The organism is Kitasatospora misakiensis (assembly GCF_042656005.1).
GTDB classification, from domain to species: Bacteria; Actinomycetota; Actinomycetes; order Streptomycetales; family Streptomycetaceae; genus Kitasatospora; species Kitasatospora misakiensis.
The window spans coordinates 31,750-53,170 of record NZ_JBHSOF010000018.1; the positions used below are offsets into that span (position 1 = coordinate 31,750).

A 21,421-nucleotide genomic window follows, 5' to 3' on the forward strand; every position below is an offset into this window, starting at 1 on the left:
CCGCTCGCCGGGTTCGCACATCCAGAAATGCCGTAACCGTTTAGGGAGAGAACTGTGCGCAATTTCGTTTCCGAATCCAGGTCCGAGAGCGTCGACGAGCTGCGGCTCGCGGTCGACTCGCTCGCGGCCTTCCCGGACCGCGGCGGGGTCGGCGGAGTCGGCGGGGCGGACGTTCCGGACCGGCTGGCGGCGGTGGCCGAGCTGTGCCGCGCGGTCGACGGCGTGCTCGACAGCCTGGTCGTCCAGGCGGCCGCCGAGGCCGCCGAGGAGGGCTGGACCGCCGCCCGGATGGCGTCCGAACACGCCGTCTACTACGCGCGGTTGCAGCGGGCGCTGCTGCCGACCGTTGCCGCGGCAGAGCAGCGGTGAGCGCGGCACGGAACCACGCGGCGGACGCCAACGCGCACGTCCTGGCCTGCCCCACCCGGTGGAGCGACGTCGACGAGAACGGGCACATCAACAACGCCCGGCTGGTCTCCTACGTACAGGAGGGAATTTACGACCTGTTCTGCCACCACTCGGTCGCCGTGCGGGAATCCCTTTTCCCGTCCGGATTCCTGATCGCCCGGCACGAGATTGATTATCTGGAACAGCTGTACCATCGGCCGGAGCCATTGCTGGTGAGGCTGAACGTGGAACGCCTGGGGCGGAGTTCCGCACATGTCGTGGTGAATGTGTGTCGTGACCCGCACACCTTTATGCGGGCCCGGACGGTGGTGGTCGCCCGGGACGCGGCGTCCGGCCGCTCCCGCACGCTCAGCCCTTCGGAGCGGCGGTTCCTCACCGGGTTCCTGGCCGAGGAGACGGCCGTCGCGGTGCCGCCCCGGCTGGCGGTGAAGTCCCCGCGCGGGGCGCTGACCGCGGCCTCCTCCGGACACCACCAGCCCCGCCGGCGCCTGCCGGGCCTGGGCGCGCTGACCCGGAGCGTCCCCGTGGGCTCCTACCGGCACCGCGCGCGCTGACCCTCCGGGGCGCCGGGCCGGACGACGCCGGGCACAGGAAGTCGACTGGGGCTTCTTCCTGTGCAGGGGCGGTCCCCGCGGCCACGGCGCCGGACGGGCAGGACCAGGGCGGGACAAGACTCAAGAGGGCGTCAGCCGACGGTCGCGCGGTGGAGCTCCGCGTACGGCCGGAGCGGCGGCCCGGAACCCGGTCACCGCGAGCAGGCCCGGAACGTCGATGTGCTTGGCGGTCGAACCGCAGCGCAGCACCTTGTCCGAGTCGGCCATCAGCTCGCCCCCCGGGCCTCGGCGACGGCCGCCGGCCGTCAGCGACAGAGCGCGGCGGCGCCGATCAGCCCGGCGTCGGTGCCAAGTTCGGCCCGGCGCACCTCCAGCCCGCGGACGTAGGGCAGCGCGGCGTAGCGGTCCAGGTGGCGGGCGAGCGGCTCGAACAGGACCGGCCCGGCGGCGGCCACTCCGCCGCCGATCACCACCCGCCGCAGGTCGACCAGGGTGGCGGTGGCGGCGATTCCGGCGGCCAGTGCCTGGGCCGCCCGGTCGTAGGCGGCCAGTGCCACCGGGTGCCCGGCCAGCGCGTCCTCGGCCACCGCGCGGGCCGAGCGGTCCGCCCCGACGGGCTCCCAGCCCGCGGCGAGCGCCCGCCGGGCGATGGCGGTGCCGCTGGCGAGGTTCTCCAGGCAGCCGCGCGAGCCGCACGGGCAGGGTTCGCCGTCCAGGTCCACGGTGATGTGGCCGAGGTGCCCGGCGTTGCCGCTGGGGCCGGGGTGCACGGCGCCGTTCAGCACCAGGCCCGCGCCGACCCCGGTGGAGACCACCAGGCAGAGCGCGTGGTCGACGCCCCGGGCGGCGCCGCGCCAGTGCTCGGCGGCGGCCATCGCCACGCCGTCCCCGGCCAGCGCCACCGGGCGGGCGCCCACGGCGGGGTGGGCGGAGACCTCGGCGGTGAGCGGGAACTCCCGCCAGCCGGGGATGTTGACCGGGCTGACGGTGCCGCCGACGAGGTCCACCGGGCCGGCGCTGCCGATGCCGACGGCGGTGACGGCCGCCCACCCGGGTGCGGCGGCGAGGTGGTCCAGCACCCGGTGCACCACGGCCAGCACCTCGGCGCCGGACTCCTTCGCCGGGGTGGGCAGCTGGACGCGGTGGGCGAGCGTCCCGGCGGAGTCGACGAGCGCCCCGGCGATCTTGGTGCCGCCGATGTCGACGGCGGCGAACAGCGGGCCGGCGGCGAGCGGGGCGGTGGACGGCGAGGGCGCGGTCATGGCGGGTGGCTCCGGATGCGGGGACGGACGGGGGTGGGACGACTACCGGTGCGGCCGGACGGCCGACCGGACAGGGACAGCAAACAGGATCAGGCCACCGGCGTCAGTCGCAGGGTGACCGGTCCCGCCCGGGTGTGCGCCTCTCGCGATCATGAAGTTCGTGAACGATTCATGAGAAAATCCTGAATTCCCGTGCTTGTTGCAGGGCTGTGACAGAGCCATGCGGAAATTTATTCGACTCATAAGAATCGGTGGTTAGCATGCCGACATGGCATCGAACCTCCCTCCGACCTGGCGTTCGTCCGGCGACGGACCTCCCCGCCCGCCCCGGAACACCGCACTGCGACTGGCCCGGCACGGTGCGACCTTCCTCGGCGTGAGCGTGATGTCCGGCGTGCTGCTGGCCGGGCTGGCCGTGCCCGCCGCCGGCGCGCTCGGGCTGGCCGTCAAGAGCACGGCGGACGGGTTCGACGACATTCCGGACGATTTCAAGACGCCGCCGCTCACCCAGGCGACCCAGATCTTCGACGCCAAGGGCGGGCTGATCGCCAAGGTGTACGAGCGCGACCGGACGGTTCTCGCCGCTGACAAGATGTCGCCGTACATGCGGCAGGCCCAGGTCGACATCGAGGACGCGCGCTTCTACGAGCACGGCGCCGTCGACCTCAAGGGCGTGCTCCGCGCGATCAGCAAGAACGCGGAGAGCGGCACCGCCTCCCAGGGCGCGTCGACGCTGACCCAGCAGTACGTGAAGAACGTCAACGTCGAGAAGGCCGGCGACGACCAGGCCGCCGTCCTGGAGGCCCAGCGCAAGACCCTGGGCCGCAAGATCCAGGAGCTGAGGATCGCGATCAAGTTGGAGGAGGACCTCACCAAGGACCAGATCCTCACCAACTACCTCAACATCACGTACTACGGGAACGGCGCCTACGGCGTGGAGGCCGCCTCCCAGCGCTACTTCGGCAAGAGCAACAAGGACCTCACCGTCGCCGAGGCCGCCACCCTGGCCGGACTGGTGCAGAACCCCACCCAGTACGACCCGAAGCTGCACCCGCAGGCGGCGCTGAACCGGCGCAACACCGTGCTCGACAAGATGGTCGAGAACAAGCACCTCACGGAGGAGCAGGCCAAGGCGGCCAAGGCCGCCCCGCTCGGCCTGAACTACCAGGACCCGCAGAACGGCTGCATCACCGCCCAGGCGGGCATGGGCTTCTTCTGCGACTACGTCCGCCAGGTGGTCAAGCAGGACCCGACCTTCGGCGCCACGGCCGCCGAGCGGAAGAAGGTCTGGGACCAGGGCGGCCTCAACATCTACACCACCCTCGACCCGGACAAGCAGGCCGCCGCCCAGAACGCGGTGAGCTCCAACGTGCGGGTCACCGACAGCGTCTCGGCCGCCGCCAGCATGGTCGAGCCCGGCACCGGCAAGATCCTGGCGATGGCGCAGACCCGCCCGTACGGCCTGGACACGGGCAAGAACCAGACCGTCGTCAACCTCAACGTCGACGCGGCGATGGGCGGCGGCAACGGCTTCCAGCCCGGCTCGACGTTCAAGCCGGTGGTCGCGGCCGCGGCCCTGGAGGCGGGGCTGTCCCCGACCCAGCAGTACGACGCCCCGAACAAGCTCGAGTACCCGACGATGAAGACCTGCGAAGGCACCTGGACGAACACCGGCAAGCCCAAGACGGTGGTGCCCAACGAGTCCGCGAGCGAGCAGGGGCCGTACCAGCTGAAGGAGGCGATGGCCCTCTCGGTCAACACCTACTTCGTGCAGATGGAGCAGGAGATCGGTCTCTGCGCGGTCAAGCAGATGGCCAACAAGCTCGGCATCAACGCCAAGGCGAGCGGCCAGCCGCTGGAGGAGGTCCCCGCGATGGCCCTGGGCGTCGAGGAGGTGAGCCCGCTGAGCATGGCCGGCGTCTACGCCGCCTTCGCCGCCGGCGGCACCTACTGCGCCCCGGTCGCGATCAACAGGATCACCACGGTCGCGGGCAAGAACGTACCGGTCCCGTCCGCCCACTGCGCGAGGGCGTTCTCCGAGGACACCTCCCGGGCGCTGAACACCATCCTGAACGGCGTGACGGAGAACGGCACCGGCCGTGACCTCGGCCTGGAAGGGGGCCGGCAGATCGCGGGCAAGACCGGCACCTCGGACCGGAAGCGGGCCGCCTGGTTCAGCGGCTACACCCCGCAGCTGGCCACCGCGGTCTGGATCGGCGGCCCCGACGGCGGTGTGGAGATGCGCAACATCACCATCAACGGGAAGTACCGCAAGGAGGTGTTCGGCGCGGACGGCCCCGGGCCGATCTGGCGGGACGCGATGAACCAGGCCCTGCGGGGCGCGCCCAAGCAGTCCCTGCCGATGATGGACATCCCGGACCCGGTCCCGCCCGCCGACCCCGACGCCACCGGCAGCCCCACGGGCGCGCCGTCCACGGCCCCCGCCAGCGCTCCCGCTACTTCTCCCACCGGGCAGTAGTCCCGGCGGTACGTCGGTCGAACCCGCGGCCCCCGTGGCGGCACCCCTTTCCGGGGCGCCGCCACGGGGGCCGCCGCCGTGCGTGTCGGCCAAGGCCGTCCAGAACGCCAAGAAGCTCATCTGACAAGCAGCGGTGCCTGAGCGGTGCCGGAGCGGCGGGAACGGCTGCCCGTTCGTCCCGCCGCTCCGGCGGTCATGGCCGGTAGTGGTCCGGACCTAGGAGGGGAAGGGCCAGGTCGGGCACCACGGCCAGACGATCTGGCCCGGGACCGGCGGGCCCCACGGCGGGCACGGCGGCAGCTGGGCCGGCGGCGCGGAGGTCCAGAGGATCTTGCCGTTCAGCTCGATCGCGATGGCGCCCTCGTTGTAGATCGAGAGGGTGGCGCCCCACTGGCCGCCGGTCTGGCTGTTCCACAGCGGCGTGTTGTCGGCGGCGTAGACGACGAGGTTGCCGTCGCCCTGCATGATCAGGACCTCGCCCCGGGGCATGGCGCCCTTGGCGACCCAGATGGCCTTGTTGTCGCGGTACAGCACGACGTTGCCGTCGCCCTGCATGGCGAGCATGACCCGGCCGTCCGGGGAGTACCAGGCCTGGTTGCGGCCGATCGAGGTGTTGCCCGGGATCCGGGTGGGGGTGGAGAGGGCCGTCGCGGAGAGGACGGGCGCCTCGGCGGTCACGGGGGCGGCCGGGGCGGGGGCCGGGGCGGCGTGGGCGGTGCCGCCGGCGAGGGTGGCGAACCCTATCGCGGCGACGGCCGCGAGGGCCGCGGCCCGGTTGCGGAGAGTGGTCATAGTGGGGCTCGGGATCCTTCCGATGGGAGAAGCGGCGGCCCGGGGGGACCGCCGTTCCGACGGTGCGTCAGGCTGTTCCTGCGCGCCGGGCGCCCAGGTTATGGCCGTCGGAACGGCGGTCGGCGGCAGTTCGACCGGCAGCTTTCCGGCACCCCGCCGCCCCTGCCGGCCTAGGGCCCGTCTTCAAGCCCCCGGCGTCGGCCCGCAGGCGGGGGCTTGAAGACGGGCCCTAGCCCAAGGTGGTGGCCAGGAAGTCCCGCCAGGCGGCGTGCACGCGCTGGATGTGGGGCTCGTCCTCGGCGGCGAGGAGGTCGAGCAGCAGTCCGCGGAGGACGGCGAGCACCACGGTGGCGTTCGCCCGGGTGCCGTCGAGGACGCGGGTCAGGGGCGGCAGCCACTCCTCCAGTGAGGCGGTGCCGAAGTCCAGCCAGGGCTCGCGGCGGCCGAAGGCGCGGACGTAGCCCTCGAAGAACAGGCGGAGCGCGCCCCGGTGTTCGGGGGCCGTCACCCATTCCCACAGCCGTTCGAGGGTTTCGCGGGGGCTGCCGCCCTCGGCCTCGGAGCGTTCCAGCAGGGCCAGTTGCTCACCCCGGCCGACCGCGAGCACCTCGCGGACCAGCTCCTCCTTCGACCCGAAGAGGTAGAGGAGTACGCGGGGGCTGGTGCCGATCCCGGCCGCGAGCGGGCGCAGTGAGAGGTCGGAGACGTTGTGCTCGGCGACGTAGCGGACGGTCGCGGCGAGCAGGTCCTCTCGGCGCGCGGACGGGCGGCGCGGCGTCGGGTGGGAAGGTGCGTCGGCTGGGGTGGGCACGTGCTCTATCCTTTCACTGAAACGAGTGTTTCAGTCGAAGGGGATGCTGCCATGGCCACCTCCGCACCCGGGACCGCGACCGTCCGCGAGGCCGACCGGCCCGGCGACCTCGGCGCCGTCGCCGCCCTGCACGGCGTCCTCTACTCCCGCGAGTACGGCATGGACGCCACCATGGAGGCGTATGTCGCGGCCGGCATGGCCGAGTTGGTCCTGGCCCGGGCCGCCGAGGGCAGCGCGGCACCCGGTCGGCTCTGGGTCGCCGAGCTCGACGGCCGGGTGGTCGGTGCCACGGGCCTGGTCCGGACCGAGGAGCGCCCGGGCTGGGGACAGCTGCGGTGGGTGCTGCTCGACCCGGTCGCCCGGGGTCGCGGCCTGGGGCGGCGGCTGCTGGAGACCGCCCTGGACGAGGCCCGTGCCCGCTCGTACGACGGCGTGCTGCTCTGGACGATCACGGGCCTCGACGCCGCCCACCACCTGTACGCCGAGGCCGGTTTCGAGCTCACCGTCTCGCGCCCGGAACGCAAGTTCGGGCTCGATACCGTCGAGCAGCGGATGGACCTGCGGTTCTGAGCGACCCACGGCACGGCTCGGTGAGCCGGCGCCGCCGGGTGTTTGCCGGAATCCGGCGGGGCGTCGGCGAGTTCATGGCATGAGGGAAGCCGGAGGGCGGGGTTGACACCCCGGATCGGCAGCACCGAGACTCCGGGTCGGGGGCGCTTCCCGGGCCTGGAGCACGGTCGGGCGGAGATCTGTCATGCACCTGATGGCCGCCCGTCGCCGAACACCGCGCCGGACGCGGGACTCGGCGGGCGCCTCCGCCCTTCACCCGCCCCCCACCGCAGGAGCAGCCCATGAGGCTCACTTCAGCACGCCCGCGTCGCGGGAGGCCGGCCGCCAGGCTCGGTCTCGCCCTGCTCGCGGCCACCACCCTCGCCCTGCCGGGCCCGGCCGCCCTCGCGGCGCCCGCCCCCTCGACGGCCCCCGCCGCCGCGTGCGGCGCCGCCGACGCCGCGCGGGGCCGCCCGGTCACCGCCTCCTCCACCGAGGGCGCGGCCCTGTCCGCCGCCAACGCCGTGGACGGCGACCCCGCCACCCGCTGGTCCTCCGCCTTCGCCGACCCGCAGTGGCTCCAGGTCGACCTCGGCTCGGTGCGGCCGCTCTGCCGCGTCGAACTCGCCTGGGAGGCGGCGTACGGGCGCGCCTATCGGATCGAGGCCTCCGACGACGGCGCCAAGTGGCGGACCCTCTACGCCACCGAGCGCGGCACCGGCGGCACCGAGACCCTCGCCGTGACCGGCAGCGGCCGCTACCTCCGGCTCAACGGCCTGGCCCGGGCCACCGAGTGGGGCTACTCGCTCTGGGAGCTGCGGGTCGCCGCCTCCGACGGGCCGACCGTGCCGCCGGTGCAGGGCGGCGGTGACCTCGGGCCCAATGTGCTGCTCTTCGACCCCGGCACGCCGGGCATCCAGGCCAAGCTGGACGAGGTGTTCCGCAAGCAGGAGGCCAACCAGTTCGGCCCCGAGCGGTACGCGCTGCTGTTCAAGCCGGGGACCTACCAGAACCTCAACGCCCAACTCGGCTTCTACACCTCGATCGCGGGTCTCGGCCTGAAGCCCGACGACACCACGATCAACGGCGACGTCACCGTGGACGCCGGCTGGTTCGACGGCAACGCCACCCAGAACTTCTGGCGCTCCGCCGAGAACCTCGCCCTCAACCCGGTGAACGGCACCGACCGCTGGGCCGTCGCCCAGGCCGCGCCGTTCCGCCGGATGCACGTCCGCGGCGGCCTCAACCTCGCCCCGAACGGCTACGGTTGGGCCAGCGGCGGCTACATCGCCGACAGCCGGATCGACGGGCAGGTCGGCAACTACTCGCAGCAGCAGTGGTACACCCGGGACAGCGCGATCGGCGGCTTCTCCAACGGCGTGTGGAACCAGGTGTTCTCCGGCGTCCAGGGCGCGCCCGCGCAGAGCTTCCCCACCCCGCCGTACACCACGCTCGACACCACCCCGGTCTCCCGGGAGAAGCCGTTCCTCTACCTGGACGGCACCGAGTACCGGGTGTTCGTCCCGGCGAAGCGCACCGGCGCCCGCGGGGTCTCCTGGGACGGCGCCCTGCAGGGCAGTTCGCGACCGCTCGGCCAGTTCTACCTGGTCAAGCCGGGGGCGACGGCGGCCACCATCAACCAGGCGCTCGCCCAGGGCCTGGACCTGCTCTTCACCCCCGGCGTCTACCACGTGGACCGGCCGATCGAGGTGACCCGCCCCGGCACCGTGGTGCTCGGCCTCGGTCTGGCCACCGTGGTGCCCGACAACGGCGTGACCGCGATCCGGGTGGCCGACGTGGACGGCGTCCGGCTGGCCGGTCTGCTGGTCGACGCCGGACCGGTCAACTCGCCGGTGCTGGTGCAGATCGGCCCGGACAACGCCGCCGCCGACCACGCGGCCGACCCGACCACCCTGCAGGACGTGTTCGTACGGGTCGGCGGCGCGGGCGCGGGCCGGGCGACCGCCGGGATCGTGGTCAACAGCGACGACGTGATCATCGACCACACCTGGATCTGGCGCGCCGACCACGGCGCCGGCGTCGGCTGGACGGTCAACCCCGCCGACTACGGGCTGCTGGTCCGCGGCGACGACGTGCTCGGCACCGGCCTGTTCGTCGAGCACTTCAAGAAGTACGACGTCGAGTGGTCCGGCGAGCGCGGCCGGACGATCTTCTACCAGAACGAGATCGCCTATGACGCGCCGAACCAGGCCGCCGTGCAGAACGGCGCCACCAAGGGTTTCGCCGCGTACAAGGTGGACGACCACGTCACCACCCACGAGGGCTGGGGGATCGGCAGCTACTGCTACTTCAATGTGGACCCGACCATCCGGATGGACCACGGCTTCGAGGCCCCGGTCCGGCCCGGGGTGCGGTTCCACGACCTGCTGGTGGTCTCGCTGAGCGGCAACGGCCAGTTCGAGCACGTGATCAACGGCACCGGCGGTGCGACCTCCGGCACCTCCACCACTCCGTCGACGGTGGTCTCCTTCCCGTGACGGCCGTGACGGCCTGACCGTTCTTCGGAGGCGCTCCCGACCGCCGCCGGCCCCGCCCGGGGCCGGCGGCGGTTCAGTGCCGGAGGGCCAGGCGCAGGGCGAGGGCGAACACCACGGCGTTGCCGGCCAGCCCGGTGAGCAGGCGGCCGCGCGGGCCGGTGAGCAGGCGGCGGAGCAGGGCGCCGCCGGTGGCGAGCAGGGCCTGCCAGCTGGCCGAGGCGGCGAAGGCGGCGAGGACGAAGAGCAGCCCCGGCCCGAGCGTGCCGGGGCCGGTCCGGCCGCCGACCACCAGGACGGTGAAGTAGACCACGGTGAGCGGGTTGAGCAGGGTCAGGCCGAGCAGCGACGCGTAGGTGCGCCAGGGCGAGGCGGGCGCAGGGGGCGGCGCTCCCGCCGGGTCGCGCTCCGCCCGGTGGCCGCGCAGGGTCGCGCGCAGTCCGTGGACGGCCAGCAGGGCGAGCACCCCGGCCGCGACGAGTTCCAGGGTGTTCGCGGCCGGGGCGAGCAGCGGGGCGAGCGCCGCGCCGCCGAGCACCGCCGCGAGGGCGTAGAGGCCGTCGGCGGTGGCCACGCCGAGGGCGGCGGCCAGGCCGCGCCCGAGTGAGACGCGGGAGGCGAGGGTGACGATCAGGACGGAGATCGCGCCGATCGGCATGGCGATGCCGTAGCCGGCGAGGAGTCCGGAGAGCAGGGCGTCGGTCATCGGGGGAGGTCCGATCCGGTCGGGGTCGCCGGCGGCGGTCGCAGCGGTCGCAGCGTCGCGGCGGTGGTCGGGGTGGCCGGAAGCGTAGCCCCGCGCCTCCCGCCCCGGCCACCGGTTTTCCGCCCCGGACACCGGACTTCCGCCCCGGGTACCGGATTTCAGCCCCGGGCGCTCGTCGGACCGACCGTCCGAGCGCCGGTGCTCACCCTGCCCCGGTGCTCACCCTGCCCCGGTGCTCACCCCGTCGCGCTGAGCACCACCGGCATCGGCCCGTCCGGGCGGACGGTGATGCTGTACGCGGCGCCGGACGGCTTGTCGAGGAAGCGCACCGCGAAGGCGGGCAGCAGGAGTTCGAGCAGCGCGACCGACTCGCGGAGGGCGAACTGGGTGCCCAGGCAGGCGCGGGCCCCGAGGCCGAAGGGAAGGTAGGCGCCGAGGTGGGCGGGGCGGCTGCCGGCGGCCGTGAAGCGGGTGGGGTCGAACCGCTCCGGGTCGAGCCAGAGCGCCGGGTCGCGGTGGGTGAGGTAGGGGCAGACCAGCAGGTCCGTGCCGGCCTCGACGCGGTGCCCGGCGAGGGTGTCCTCGGTGAGCGCGTGCCGGGGGAGGATCCACGCGGACGGGTAGAGCCGCAGGGTCTCGGAGACCAGCGCCTGCACCGCCTCGCGCCGTTCGGGCGAGCCCTCGGGGCCCGCGTCGAGGGCCCAACTCCGGGTGTCCGGGGCGGTGTCGAGGAGCAGGAAGAGCCAGCCGAGGGTGGTGGCGGTGGTCTCGTGGCCGGCGACGAGCAGGGTGACGAGTTCGTCGCGGATCAGCCGGTCGGTGTACTCGGGGTGCTCCTCGGCGGCGTCGAGCAGGACGCGCAGCACCCCGGGGCCGTCGGGGCCGTCCTCGCGGCGGCGGGCGGTGGCGATGGCGGCGTGCGCCACCGCGTCGATCCGGGCGAGGTCCTCGGCGACGGCCTCCTGGACCTGCTCGCCGTCGGGGAGTTGGGGCAGGGCGGCGACCACGGTGGCGATGCGGTCGAGTTCGCGCTCGGTCTCCGCCTCCAGGGGGTGGCCGGTGAGCGCGCGCCAGATGGTGTCGAGGGCGAAGTGGCGCATCTCCTCGCCGAGGTCGACGGGCTCGCCGGTGCGCGCGTACCCGGCCCAGCGGTCGGCGGCGCGGCGGGCGGCGGCGGCGATCCGCTGCTCGTAGCGGCGCATCCCGGTGCCGGTGAACTGGGCCTGGAGCATGCGGCGTTGGCGCTTCCAGGGCTCGCCGGTCGCGGACAGCACACCCTCGCCGGCGAGCATCCGGGCGCGGTGCGAGCGCTTGACGTACCGCTCGGGGTGGCGGCCGAGGACGTGCTGGACGGCGTCCGGGTCGGTGACCAGGACGGTGGGGCGCGGCCCGATCCGGAACGCGGCGACGCCGCCGAGGCGCTGCCGGGTGCGGGCCAGCAGGTCGATCAGCTCCGCCTCCTCGCTGCGCCACTCCTCGACGGCCTCGGGCGGCAGTTCGGGGACGGGCGGGGCGGCGGCGGGGGAGGGGCCGGGGTTCGCGGTGGTGGTCACGGGGTGCCTCCTCGGGTCACGGGGGTGCCTCCTCGGTCGGCGGCTCGTGGCTGGCGACGGACCGTACGGCGGCCCGCGCTGACTCTACGTCAGCGAACGGCCCCCGACCACGCGGCGGTGCCGCGGTCCGTCCCCCTCGACGAACCGCGGCACCGCTTTGACATCCCGTCCCGGAAGACGATCCGGTCCGCTCAGATCGACTGCCAGAGGGCCGGGACGATCGGCGGCTCCCAGCCCACCTGGGCCGTGTGGCCCTGGAGGCACCGGTAGCCGATTCCGTTGTAGGTGACGAGGTCACCCGCCTTGTACGTGGTGCCCGCCGCCCAGGTGCCGTTGCCCGGGCCGGGGTCGGAGCCGACCACCAGCGTGTAGCCGCCGGTGTGGGCGACCGAACCGGTCCCGGTCACCACCAGGTTGTACGTCCCCGCCGGGACCGACGGGCCGACCGCGACGGTCAGCGTCGCGGAGCCGCCGGACTGCACCGAGGCGGGGCTGACCGTGGCCGTCACCCCGGCCGGCGCGCCGGAGACCGCGAGGTTCACGGTCTGCGCGGAGCCGGAGGTGGTCCGGGTGTCGACCGCGGCACTGGCCGACTCGCCCGGCTTGACGGTGCCGGTGGCCGGGTTGACCGCGACCGAGAAGTCGTTGGTCGGGATCGGGCCGCCGCCGACCGAGGTCTTCCACAGCGTGTAGGCGACGCCGTCGGCGCTGCGGTCCAGCACGGTGGCGTTGATGTTGGCGGTGGTGTCGCACGCCGAGTGGTAGCAGGAGTCGTACGCCCGGCCCGCGGTGCCGCCCCACTTGGCCGCCTGCGCGGAGGACTTGGTGGCGCCGGCGCCCGCCGCGTACCCCGAGGTCGGGATGCCCGCGGCCTGGAACGAGGCGTCGTCCGAGCGGCCCTGGCCCTCGACGTTCTCCTCCGGCTGGAGGTTCAGCGAGTCCCAGTACGCCTTCATCGGCGCCGAGGTGGCGGAGTTGAGGTTGTTGATGAAGTAGCCGCCGTTGGGCGAGCCGACCATGTCGAAGTTGTAGTAGCCCTTGATCGCGCTGCGCTGGGTCGAGCTGAGCTGGCCCACGTAGGACTGCGAGCCCTGGAGGCCCTGCTCCTCGCCCGTCCACCAGGCGAACCGGACGTGCCGGGTGAGGGTCGGGTTCTGCTGCGCCAGGGTGAGCGCGTTCTCCAGCAGGACGGCCGAGCCGGAGCCGTTGTCGTTGATGCCCGGGCCGGCGCTGACGCCGTCCAGGTGCGCGCCGAACATGGTGACCTGGTCGGCCGGCCCGCCCGGCCAGTCGGCGATCAGGTTGTTGCCGCCGTAGGTGCAGGAGCCGCAGGTCTGCTCGCCGACCGTGTAGCCGGCCGCCTGGAGCTTGCCCTTCACATAGGCCAGCGACTGGCTGTACCCGGCGGTGCCGGTGCGCCGGTTGCCGCCGTTCTGCGTGGCGATGGTGTTGAACTGGGCCAGGTGCGCCTGGACGTTGGCGACGCTGATGTCGGGCGCCTGGCCGCCGGGGTTGCCGCCGCCGACCGTCAGCGCGTACTGCGCGGTGTGGGTGGTCTGGCCGGTGCCGGTGACCGTGATGAGGTAGCTGCCCGGCGCGGTGGTGGCGCTGGTGGAGACGGTCATCGTCGCGTTCGAGCCGGTCTGGACGGAGGACGGGCTGAAGCTGACGTTCGCGCCGCTCGGGGCGCCGGAGGCGGTCAGGTTGACGGTCTGGGCGCCGCCCTGGGTCACCTGGGTGACGACCGTCGCGGTGGCCGAGGAGCCGGGTTGGACGGTGCCGGAGCCCGGGGTGGTCGCGATCGAGAAGTCGGGGCCGGTCGGGCCGTCGCACTTCGGGTCGCCGGTCTGGGCCGGTACGCTGACCGCGTCCCAGGCCGCCTTGGTGCGGTTGAACAGGGTGCAGCTCGGGTCGAGGTTCTTGGCCGCGGTCAGGGTGGTGGTGCGGTACTTCTTGTACGTCATGCCGCTGGTCTTGAGCAGCATGCCGCCGTAGAAGATCCGGCCCGCGTCCTTGATGCCGATGCCGGTGACCGCGGAGCTGTTGCAGGTCGGGCTGGTGGGCTTGCCGCCGCCCGGGTTGGAGCCCTCGGCGAGCAGGTAGAACCAGTGGTTCAGCGGGCCGGCCGCCGCGTGCACCTCGGTGCTCGGGATCGAGGAGGAGTAGCAGTTGGGGTCGCCGTTGACGAGTGAGGGGTTGGCCATGTTGCGGATCGGGCCGCGGCCGACCAGGTTGATCGTCTCGCCGACGGTGTAGTCCGGGGTGTCGTACGGGGAGGGCTCGTTGGCGTACGCCTCGGTGAGCGCGCCGAAGATGTCGCCGGTGCCCTCGCCGAGGCCGTTCTCGTTGTTGGCGCCGCCCGGGGTGAACTGGTCGATGCCGTGGCCGAATTCGTGGCCGACGACGTCTATCGCGGCGATCCACTCGTTGGCCTGGTTGTGGCCGATGGAGACCGAGGAGCCGTCCCAGTAGGCGTTGACGTCGTTCAGACCGACCTTGACCGGCCAGCTTCCGCCGTTGCCGTTGTGGCCGTTGCGGCCCAGCCAGTCCTTGAGCATGTCCCACTCTTTTTGCGCGGCGAACATGACGTCGCCGCAGCCGGTCTCCTTGCTGGTGGGGCTGCCGTTCCCCCAGGAGTCCGAGGACTTGCTGAACACCTGGCCGGTCGAGTAGTCGGCGCAGGTCAGGCCGGGGCGGTTCGGGTCGCGCAGCGAGTAGCCGCCGCCCGAGGCGGTGGTGCTGATGGTGACCGGGGGAGCGCCGTTCCACTTGCTGTTGACGGTGCCGGCCCGGACGTCGTCGTAGCTGTCGACGAGCTCGCCGTTGCGGGCGTCCACGAAGACGTGCAGGGTGCTCGGTGCGGTCGCGGTCCGGCCGGTGAGCACGGTCTCCCAGGCGAGCCGGGCGGCGCCGTCCTTGACCCGGACGACCAGCCGGCGGGCCTGCACCCCGTCGACGGTGGCCAGTTGGGTGCGGGCGGTCCGCTCCGCGTGGGCGGCGCTGACCAGCGCGGTGGTGGGGACGCCGATCGGGCCGGTGGCGGCGGACTGCAGCCCGCGCACCCTGCCCTGGCCGTCGGCGACCACGACGGCGTCGCCGCCGACCACCGGCAGGCCCCGGTAGGTGCGCTCGTAGGCGACCGAGTAGAGACCGGCCAGCCAGGGGGTCACGGACTGGCGCTCGTACGTCTCGCCGGGGCCCTTGGCCAGTGCGTCCAGGCCCGCCGCGGCCGCCCGGTCGGCGGTGTTCACGGCGGCGGCCAGGGCGCTGGGGGGTGTCGGCGCGCTGGGGTGTGTCGGTGTGGCCGCGCCCGGGGCGGCGGCGGCCTGCCCGACCGCGGTGGCGGTCAGCAGGCCGGCCAGGACGGCCAGGGTGGTCCCCGCCGTCAGCAATCTGCGTGTCATTCCGAGGCTCCTCGAACGTGGGGGTGCTCGACCGCGGACGGCGTGCCGGAAGGGCGCTCACCGCGGGCCGCTAGGGGGACGGCCCTGCGGGCGTCCGCGCTCGGGTGCCGGAACCCTCACACGGCGTCATGCCACGGTCAACGGATCGGGCGCGCGGAGCGGGCGGTTGGCAAGTTCCGTCAAGTGGCGTCAGGAGGTGTGGTTGCTACGGGACTTGGTGGCTGTGGAGGCGTCGGGGCAGGTCGGAGCTACTGGAGAGGTAGAGACCACCGTGTGGAGAGGTTGAGACCAGAGTGCGGAAGTGGTTGAGACCACCTCATGTACGACGAGGCCCCCGTCCAGTACCGTCCTCCTCAGCGGACCTCCCCACCGGAAGGCCCGGAACGCACTCGGGAGGGCAGCCCCGTGCACCGGAACCGGGCGGCGACCACGCCCGTCCAGGACCACCTCTGGCAGGCCTTCGGGCTCCGCCTGCGCCAGTGGCGCCGCCGCGCCGGCCTGACCCAGGCCCAGCTCGGCGCCGAGATCGGCTACGACCACACCGCCGTCAGCAAACTCGAACACGGCACCCGCCGCACCAGCCCCCGCGTCGCCGACCGACTCGACGACCTCCTGCACGCCGGCGGCGACCTGCGCACCGCCTGCCGCCTCGCCGAGGAGGGCCCGCCCCCCACCGCCGGGACGTCCCTGGCCCCCGCTCCCGCACTTGCCTCGGGGGACTGGGCCCGCCCCCCGCTGCCCGGCCCGCCCGTCGCCGCCCTCGGCCCCGTCCTGCCCGCCTTCCTGCCCGCCGGCCTCGCCGCCCACCTGCCCGCGCGCCTCCCCGACTACGGGCTGCTCTGCCCGCTCCACGACGCCGCCGGCTGCGCCGTCCCCGAGCCCGTCGAACTGGCCGTCCTGCACACCGCCTTCCGCGCCGCCGACCCCGACACCGCCGCACCGCTCGACCCCGACACCGCCCACGCCCTCGCCGGCCTGCTCGCCGCCCACCTCCGGGCCGGCGACAGCCCCGCCGCCCCCGGCACCGCCGCCGTCGAGGACACCCTGCGCGTCGTCCTGCGCCGCCTCGCCGCCCACCCCGCCGGCCCCGACCGCCGCCCGCTGGCCCGGCTCGCCGGCGAGTACGCCCACGCGGCCGGCGCCCTGCGCATGCAGGACGGCCGCAACGCCACCGCCATGGCCTGCTACACCCGCGCCCTCGGCTGGGCCGAACTCGCCGACGACCACGCCACCCAGGTCGCCGCGCTCAGCGACATGAGCTTCCTCGCCCGCCTCGACGGCGACCCCGCCGCCGCCCTCGGCTACGCCCGCGAGATCGCCCGGGTCGCCCCCGCCCGGCACTGGGCCGGCGCCATGGGCCAGATCGCCCAGGCCCGCGCCCACGCCATGACCGGCGACGTCCGCGCCACCGTCCGCCACCTCGGCCGCTCCCGGCTGCACCTCGACCACATCGGCGCCCACGACGAGTCCGACGCCGCCTGGCTCTCCATCGCCTCCATGCGGCTGCGCGTCGAGGCCGGCGCCGCCGCCGCCCTGCGCGACGCGGCCGCCGCCGTCGACGACCCCCGGCTCGCCCGCCGCGCCGTCGACGCCGCCGAGACCGCGCTCGCCCTGCTCGCCCCCGACCAACTCCCCGCCGCCCGACTCCTGTTCACCGTCCGGGTGGCCGACTGCCACCTGCTCGCCCACGACCCCCGGGCCGCCGCCGACCTGCTCGGGCCGGTCCTCGCGGCGGGCGGCGGCGGGGCGGACGGGCTGCCGCCGCTGGTCCGGCGCGAACTCGCCGTCCTGCGCCGCCGGTTGGCCGGGCACGGCCTCGCGGGGTGAGGCGACGGGCGGGGTTCGCCCACCGCCGCTCCGTCCCCCGCCATCCGCGCCACCGCGGCTGAACGTACCGCCGACACCACCACCCCCGGGTGCACTCGAACGACGGTCCGAGTGCACCCGCCGATCCCCTCGCGACCCGTCGTCGGAATACCTGACGGTGCATCAACATCCGTCTGTGGACCGTCCATCACGACATCGCATCGGTCTCCCGGACCGGCCTCGAAGCGGCCGAACGGGAAGATCCGCCGCTGCTATCCTCGCCGCGAACCCGGGCCGGTACCCTCACCGCCGGCCGGGTCCGTCCAGGGGGTGGAGCATGGCCGAGCCGGTGCTCGTGGTGGACTTCGGCACGTCGTCCTCGGCGGCGGCGGTGGTGCTGGACCGGGGCGAGCGGCTGGTGAAGGAGCCGTCGAGCGGCCTGCTGTCCTGGCCCTCCGCGGTCTGCGCGGAGGGCGACCGGCTGCTCGTCGGCTCGGCGGCCGAGCACCGTAAACGGGCCGAACCGTCCTGCTACCGCGCGGAGTTCAAGCGCGACCTGGGCGAGCGGGCGCCCGTTCCGCTGGGCGAGCGGACGTACCCGGTGAGCGCCCTGGTGGCCGCCGTCCTGGCGGAGTTCCGCTCCCAAGGGCAGGTGATGATCGGCCGCGGCATCGAGCGGCTGGTGGTGACGGTGCCGGCCTCGTACGGGCCGGTGGATCCGCGGCGGGAGGCGATGCTGGCGGCGGGCGCCGCGGCCGGGTTCCGGAGCGTGGAACTGCTGGCCGAGCCGGTGGCGGCGGCGCACGCGACGGTGGCGGGGCAGCCGTTCGCGCCGGGCGCGACGGTGCTGGTGTATGACTTCGGCGGCGGTACGTTCGACACGGCGCTGGTGCGGATCGGCGCGGACGGCGCCTCGCACACCGTGCTCGGGCACGCGGCGCTGGACGACTGCGGCGGCCGGGACATCGACGGGCTGCTCGCCGGCCGGATCCGCGAACGGGGCCGGGACTGGCTGGAGCCGCTGCTCGGCGCGGGCGGCGCGGGCGCGCTGCGCGCCCACCTGGAGCTCGGCGACTTCGTCCGCCGGATCAAGCACCAGCTCACCGAGTCCGCGCTGGTCGAGGACTATCTGACGCCGCTCGGCCCGGCCAGCCGGGTGGCCCGCGACGAACTCGAAGCCCTGATCGGCCCGTTGCTCGACCGGACGGTGGCCTGCTGCCGCCAGCTGCTCGCCGACTGCGGGGTCCGACCGCGCGCCGTCGACTCCGTCCTGCTGGTCGGCGGCACCACCCGCGTCCCCGCCGTGCGGGCGCTGCTGGCCGACCGGCTGGGCCGTCCGCTGCGGCTGGTCGAGGACCCGGACCTGGCGGTGGTGCACGGCGCCGCCGCCTGGGCCGCCCGCTCCGCCGACCGCCGGCTCAGCCCGCTCCGGCTGCCCGCCCACACCCGGCCGCTCGCCTGGGGCTTCCCCGCGCCGACGGCCGAGGTCGTCGGCTGGGCCGTCCCGGCCGCGACCGCCTACCCGGCCGGTGCCGCGCTGGGCTCGCTGCGCCTGCCCGACGGCAGCCTCTGGGAGCTGACCGCCGACGAACCCGGCACCATGGTCCGGCAGTTGGTGGCGCCCGGCACGGCGGTCGGTCCGGGCGAATGGCTGCTGGCGGTCCAGCCGGCCGGCGCGGCGCAGGAGCCGGACGGGCCGCCTGGCGGGCACGCCCCGCCCGGCTACCCGCCGCCACCGCCGGGTCGGCCGAGCTGGCCGGGCCGCACCGGGACCGCGATGCTGGCGCTGCTGGGCGCGCTCCTCCTCGGGTACGGTCTGCTCGGGCTCGTCGACAAGGTGGACCCGGGCCGGGGCATGTTCCTGCTGCTCGGCCAGGCCGCCGTGGTGGTGCTGGTGGCGGGGCTCGTCGCGGTCGGCCGGAGCGCGGGCCGGGCCTGGCGTTCGGCCGCGGGGGCGGCGCTGGTGGTGGCGCTGTGCTGGGCGGGCTGGGCGTCGGACACGGTGACCCGGGACTGGGACCCGTACCGGCGGCTGCCGTTCGACGAGAGCCCGACCGTCTACCAGTTCCAGCAGACGGGCCTGATGCTGCTCGGCACCGGGCTGGTCGCGGTGGCCCTGGCGGTCCGCCGCCGTCGGCGCGCGGAGGCCTCGGTGGCGTGGCGGAGCTGGCTCGGCGGCTTGCTGGGAGCGGTGCTCGCCGGCGGCACGACCTGGTTCGCGGTCTCCTCGCACGAGGGCCGGTACGGCGTGCTGGAGGGCGCGGAGCTGCTGACCGTCACGCTGCCCTGCGTGGGCGGAGCGGTCACCGGGGCGCTCCTCGTACGGGCCCTCGGAAGGTCCCGCCGGTCGGTCTGGCCGGCCGTCGCGGCCGGGCTCGCCACGGCGGCGCTGATCGCCGCCGGAGCGGACGAGCTGCGGCACGGCCGGTGGCTGGTGGAGGTGGCGGCGGCGCTGGCCGCCGCCGGGGGCGCGGCGGGGCTCGGCCTCGCCGCCCGGTCCCGGCGCGCCGAGCGGGTGGCGGGCCTGCCGGTGGGCAGTTGGTGCGCCCTGCTGTTCGCGGGGCTGGTCGCGGTGAACGGAGTGCTCGGATGATCCTCGCGGCGGCGGAAGGCCCCTGGCTGCTGGGCGACGGCGGTGTCACCGTCCTCGCGACGGTCGTCCTGGTGACGGCGGCGGTGACCCTCGCGGTGGCCGCCGTCCGGGGCCGGGGCCACTCGGCGGGGGCGCGGACGGGGCTCGGGCTGGGGGCGGCGGCGGCCCTCGTGGGCGCGGTGGTCCTGACGGTGACGCGGGCGGACGGCGAGTTCGTCGCGATGCTCGGCATCGTGCTGCCGTTCGGCCTGGCCGCCGGGGCGGTGGGCTGGGCCGTCCGGCTCGCCCGCCACGGCGACTGACCACCGGCACCACCCGCCCGGGCCGTTCCGCAGGAACCTCGCCCTGCGGGCGACCACCCACTCCGGAAGACCTCACAGGAAGGGGCGCGGTGTGACCGTACCCGTGCTCGTCGTCGACTTCGGCACCTCCTCCTCGTCGGCCGCCGTGGTGCTGGACGGGCGTGAGCGGGCGCTGAAGGAGCCGTCCAGCGGGCTGCTGTCCTGGCCGTCGGCGGTGTCCCTCGGCGCGGACGGGCGGCTGCTCGTCGGCTCGGCCGCGGAGCGCCGCAAGCGGGCCGAACCGGACTCCTACCGCGCCGAGTTCAAGCGGGACCTCGGTGAGCGGGCGCCCGTCGTGCTGGGCGGGCGCAGCTTCACCGCCGTGGCCCTGGTGGCGGCCGTGCTGGCCGAGTTCCGGGGGCAGGCGCGGGCCGCGGTCGGCCGGGAGGTCGATCGGCTGGTGGTGACCGTGCCGGCCTCGTACGGGCCGGTGGATCCGCGGCGGGAGGCGATGCTGGCGGCTGGCGCCGCGGCCGGATTTCGGAGCGTGGAACTGCTGGCCGAGCCGGTGGCGGCGGCGCACGCGACGGTGGCGGGGGCGCCGTTCGCGCCGGGCGCGACGGTGCTGGTGTACGACTTCGGCGGCGGTACGTTCGACACGGCGCTGGTGCGGATCGGCGCGGGCGGTGCCTCGCCCACGGTGCTCGGGCACGCGGCGCTGGACGACTGCGGCGGCCGGGACATCGACGCCCTGCTGGCCGGTGGCATCGCCACCGCCGGGCGGGAGTGGCTGGACCCGCTGATGGCCGCCGGGGCGACCAGGGCCCGGCTCGAACTCGGCGACTTCGTCCGGCGGATCAAGCACCAGCTGAGCGAGGCCGCGGAGGTGGAGGACTACTTCACCCCCGTCACTCCGGCCAGTCGGGTGGCGCGCGCCCAACTCGACTACCTGGTCGGCCCGTTGATCGACCGCACGGTGGCCTGCTGTCGACAGCTGCTCGCCGCCCACCGGGTGCGGGCCAGGGACGTCGACGCGGTGCTGCTGGTCGGCGGGACCACCCGGATCCCGCTGGTCGCCACCCTGCTGGCCGACCGGCTGGGCCGTCCGCTGCGGCTGGTCGAGGACCCGGACCTGGCGGTGGTGCACGGCGCCGCCGCCTGGGCGGCCCGCTCCGCCGACCGCCGGTTGCTGCCCGCCGCCACCGAGGCGGGGGCCGTGCCGCTGGCCTGGGAGCTCGCCGCGCCGGCCGAGCTCACCGCCTGGCACGTCCCGCCCGGTACCGGCTACCCCGCGGGCGCCGCGCTCGGCACCCTGCGCACGCCCGAGGGCGCCCTGGTCGAGCTGGCCGCCGCCGCCCCGGGCCGGGTGGTCCGCCAACTCCGCGCCCCCGGTGAGACGGTGGGCGCCGGCGAGTGGCTGATCGCGGTCCAGCAGGAGCCGGCCCCGGCGGCGCCCGGCGCGGCGGCGCGGCCCGCCGGAGCACGGCCGCAGGCCGCCCCGCACCGCCGGCCCGGGGTGCTGGCCCTGGTGTTCCTGCTGGCCGTGGTGGCGGGCCTGGCCATGAGCGGCAACGCGCCCGTGGGCATCGTGACCGGACTGCTCGCCGTCGGCGTCTACTACGCCGTGGGCCGCCGCCGGGAGAACCGAGGGACGACCCGAACGGCCCGGGAGGCCCGGACGACCCGGGAGACGCGGGAGACCCGTAGGAGCGGACGATGAAGGACGAC

16 protein-coding genes are annotated in these 21,421 nt (G+C 74.7%); 9 read left to right on the plus strand and 7 right to left on the minus strand.

All coding sequences use genetic code 11. From position 1 onward, the window contains the following. Nucleotides 1-54: 54 nt before the first annotated feature. Together ACFP3U_RS16035 and ACFP3U_RS16040 are read left to right on the plus strand one after the other, a co-directional pair. Nucleotides 55-369, plus strand: a complete 315-nt coding sequence (locus tag ACFP3U_RS16035) for a hypothetical protein (RefSeq protein ID WP_380226189.1) — start codon at nt 55-57, stop codon at nt 367-369. Then, nucleotides 366-962: an acyl-CoA thioesterase gene (locus ACFP3U_RS16040; RefSeq protein ID WP_380226190.1), complete on the plus strand. Its 597-nt coding sequence runs from the start codon at nt 366-368 to the stop codon at nt 960-962. Before ACFP3U_RS16035 ends, ACFP3U_RS16040 begins: the two co-directional genes overlap by 4 nt. Nucleotides 963-1,082: 120 nt before the next feature. On the opposite strand, the gene ACFP3U_RS16045 is transcribed toward ACFP3U_RS16040, so the two are convergent. Both ACFP3U_RS16045 and ACFP3U_RS16050 read right to left on the minus strand, forming a co-directional pair. Further along, nucleotides 1,083-1,229 carry a hypothetical protein gene (locus ACFP3U_RS16045; RefSeq protein WP_380226191.1) on the minus strand — a complete coding sequence of 49 codons (147 nt, stop codon included), beginning with the start codon at nt 1,227-1,229 and terminating at the stop codon, nt 1,083-1,085. Nucleotides 1,230-1,267: 38 nt separating this feature from the next. Further along, nucleotides 1,268-2,224, minus strand: coding sequence for an ROK family protein (locus ACFP3U_RS16050; RefSeq protein ID WP_380226192.1), 957 nt, complete (start codon nt 2,222-2,224; stop codon nt 1,268-1,270). A gap of 268 nt (nt 2,225-2,492) precedes the next feature. Here ACFP3U_RS16050 and ACFP3U_RS16055 point away from each other — a divergent pair, with 268 nt between their 5' ends. Beyond that, nucleotides 2,493-4,703 (plus strand): transglycosylase domain-containing protein, encoded by a 2,211-nt coding sequence (locus ACFP3U_RS16055; protein ID WP_380226193.1) that lies wholly within the window; start codon nt 2,493-2,495, stop codon nt 4,701-4,703. Between the two features lie 216 nt (nt 4,704-4,919). On the opposite strand, the gene ACFP3U_RS16060 is transcribed toward ACFP3U_RS16055, so the two are convergent. Further along, on the minus strand, nt 4,920-5,495 hold the full coding sequence (locus ACFP3U_RS16060) for a hypothetical protein (RefSeq protein WP_380226194.1): 576 nt from the start codon (nt 5,493-5,495) through the stop codon (nt 4,920-4,922). A gap of 229 nt (nt 5,496-5,724) precedes the next feature. Then, a complete protein-coding gene (locus ACFP3U_RS16065; protein WP_380226195.1) occupies nt 5,725-6,306 on the minus strand; it encodes a TetR/AcrR family transcriptional regulator in 582 nt (193 codons plus the stop codon). 51 nt (nt 6,307-6,357) lie between these two features. Between ACFP3U_RS16065 and ACFP3U_RS16070 the strand changes: the two genes are divergently transcribed. Next, entirely contained in the window at nt 6,358-6,876 is a 519-nt protein-coding gene (locus ACFP3U_RS16070; RefSeq protein ID WP_380226196.1) for a GNAT family N-acetyltransferase, read from the plus strand. 281 nt (nt 6,877-7,157) lie between these two features. Further along, nucleotides 7,158-9,353 (plus strand): discoidin domain-containing protein, encoded by a 2,196-nt coding sequence (locus tag ACFP3U_RS16075; RefSeq protein WP_380226197.1) that lies wholly within the window; start codon nt 7,158-7,160, stop codon nt 9,351-9,353. A gap of 73 nt (nt 9,354-9,426) precedes the next feature. On the opposite strand, the gene ACFP3U_RS16080 is transcribed toward ACFP3U_RS16075, so the two are convergent. The 3 genes from ACFP3U_RS16080 to ACFP3U_RS16090 all read right to left on the minus strand — a co-directional run bounded on the left by ACFP3U_RS16080 (nt 9,427) and on the right by ACFP3U_RS16090 (nt 15,013). Next, nucleotides 9,427-10,056 (minus strand): LysE family transporter, encoded by a 630-nt coding sequence (locus tag ACFP3U_RS16080; RefSeq protein WP_380226198.1) that lies wholly within the window; start codon nt 10,054-10,056, stop codon nt 9,427-9,429. 236 nt (nt 10,057-10,292) lie between these two features. Continuing rightward, nucleotides 10,293-11,609, minus strand: a complete 1,317-nt coding sequence (locus ACFP3U_RS16085) for a cytochrome P450 (RefSeq protein ID WP_380226199.1) — start codon at nt 11,607-11,609, stop codon at nt 10,293-10,295. Between the two features lie 191 nt (nt 11,610-11,800). Beyond that, nucleotides 11,801-15,013: a M28 family peptidase gene (locus ACFP3U_RS16090; RefSeq protein WP_380226200.1), complete on the minus strand. Its 3,213-nt coding sequence runs from the start codon at nt 15,011-15,013 to the stop codon at nt 11,801-11,803. 405 nt (nt 15,014-15,418) lie between these two features. Here ACFP3U_RS16090 and ACFP3U_RS16095 point away from each other — a divergent pair, with 405 nt between their 5' ends. From ACFP3U_RS16095 to ACFP3U_RS16110, 4 genes are all read left to right on the plus strand, one after another. Next, on the plus strand, nt 15,419-16,840 hold the full coding sequence (locus ACFP3U_RS16095) for a helix-turn-helix domain-containing protein (protein ID WP_380226201.1): 1,422 nt from the start codon (nt 15,419-15,421) through the stop codon (nt 16,838-16,840). A gap of 316 nt (nt 16,841-17,156) precedes the next feature. Then, nucleotides 17,157-19,412, plus strand: coding sequence for an Hsp70 family protein (locus tag ACFP3U_RS16100; RefSeq protein WP_380226202.1), 2,256 nt, complete (start codon nt 17,157-17,159; stop codon nt 19,410-19,412). After that, the gene (locus ACFP3U_RS16105; protein WP_380226203.1) at nt 19,409-19,714 is read left to right on the plus strand and encodes a hypothetical protein; all 306 of its coding nucleotides are present in this window, start codon (nt 19,409-19,411) and stop codon (nt 19,712-19,714) included. Before ACFP3U_RS16100 ends, ACFP3U_RS16105 begins: the two co-directional genes overlap by 4 nt. A gap of 91 nt (nt 19,715-19,805) precedes the next feature. Continuing rightward, a complete protein-coding gene (locus ACFP3U_RS16110; protein WP_380226204.1) occupies nt 19,806-21,413 on the plus strand; it encodes an Hsp70 family protein in 1,608 nt (535 codons plus the stop codon). Nucleotides 21,414-21,421: the final 8 nt, after the last annotated feature.

What these genes read in the sequence shown, in the direction of transcription:
- ACFP3U_RS16045 (WP_380226191.1), bottom strand. Translation starts at nt 1,229, where the DNA reads ATGGCCGACTCGGACAAGGTGCTGCGCTGCGGTTCGACCGCCAAGCAC.
- ACFP3U_RS16050 (WP_380226192.1), bottom strand. Translation starts at nt 2,224, where the DNA reads ATGACCGCGCCCTCGCCGTCCACCGCCCCGCTCGCCGCCGGCCCGCTG.
- ACFP3U_RS16055 (WP_380226193.1), top strand. Translation starts at nt 2,493, where the DNA reads ATGGCATCGAACCTCCCTCCGACCTGGCGTTCGTCCGGCGACGGACCT.
- ACFP3U_RS16060 (WP_380226194.1), bottom strand. Translation starts at nt 5,495, where the DNA reads ATGACCACTCTCCGCAACCGGGCCGCGGCCCTCGCGGCCGTCGCCGCG.
- ACFP3U_RS16070 (WP_380226196.1), top strand. Translation starts at nt 6,358, where the DNA reads ATGGCCACCTCCGCACCCGGGACCGCGACCGTCCGCGAGGCCGACCGG.
- ACFP3U_RS16075 (WP_380226197.1), top strand. Translation starts at nt 7,158, where the DNA reads ATGAGGCTCACTTCAGCACGCCCGCGTCGCGGGAGGCCGGCCGCCAGG.
- ACFP3U_RS16080 (WP_380226198.1), bottom strand. Translation starts at nt 10,056, where the DNA reads ATGACCGACGCCCTGCTCTCCGGACTCCTCGCCGGCTACGGCATCGCC.
- ACFP3U_RS16090 (WP_380226200.1), bottom strand. Translation starts at nt 15,013, where the DNA reads ATGACACGCAGATTGCTGACGGCGGGGACCACCCTGGCCGTCCTGGCC.
- ACFP3U_RS16100 (WP_380226202.1), top strand. Translation starts at nt 17,157, where the DNA reads ATGGCCGAGCCGGTGCTCGTGGTGGACTTCGGCACGTCGTCCTCGGCG.
- ACFP3U_RS16105 (WP_380226203.1), top strand. Translation starts at nt 19,409, where the DNA reads ATGATCCTCGCGGCGGCGGAAGGCCCCTGGCTGCTGGGCGACGGCGGT.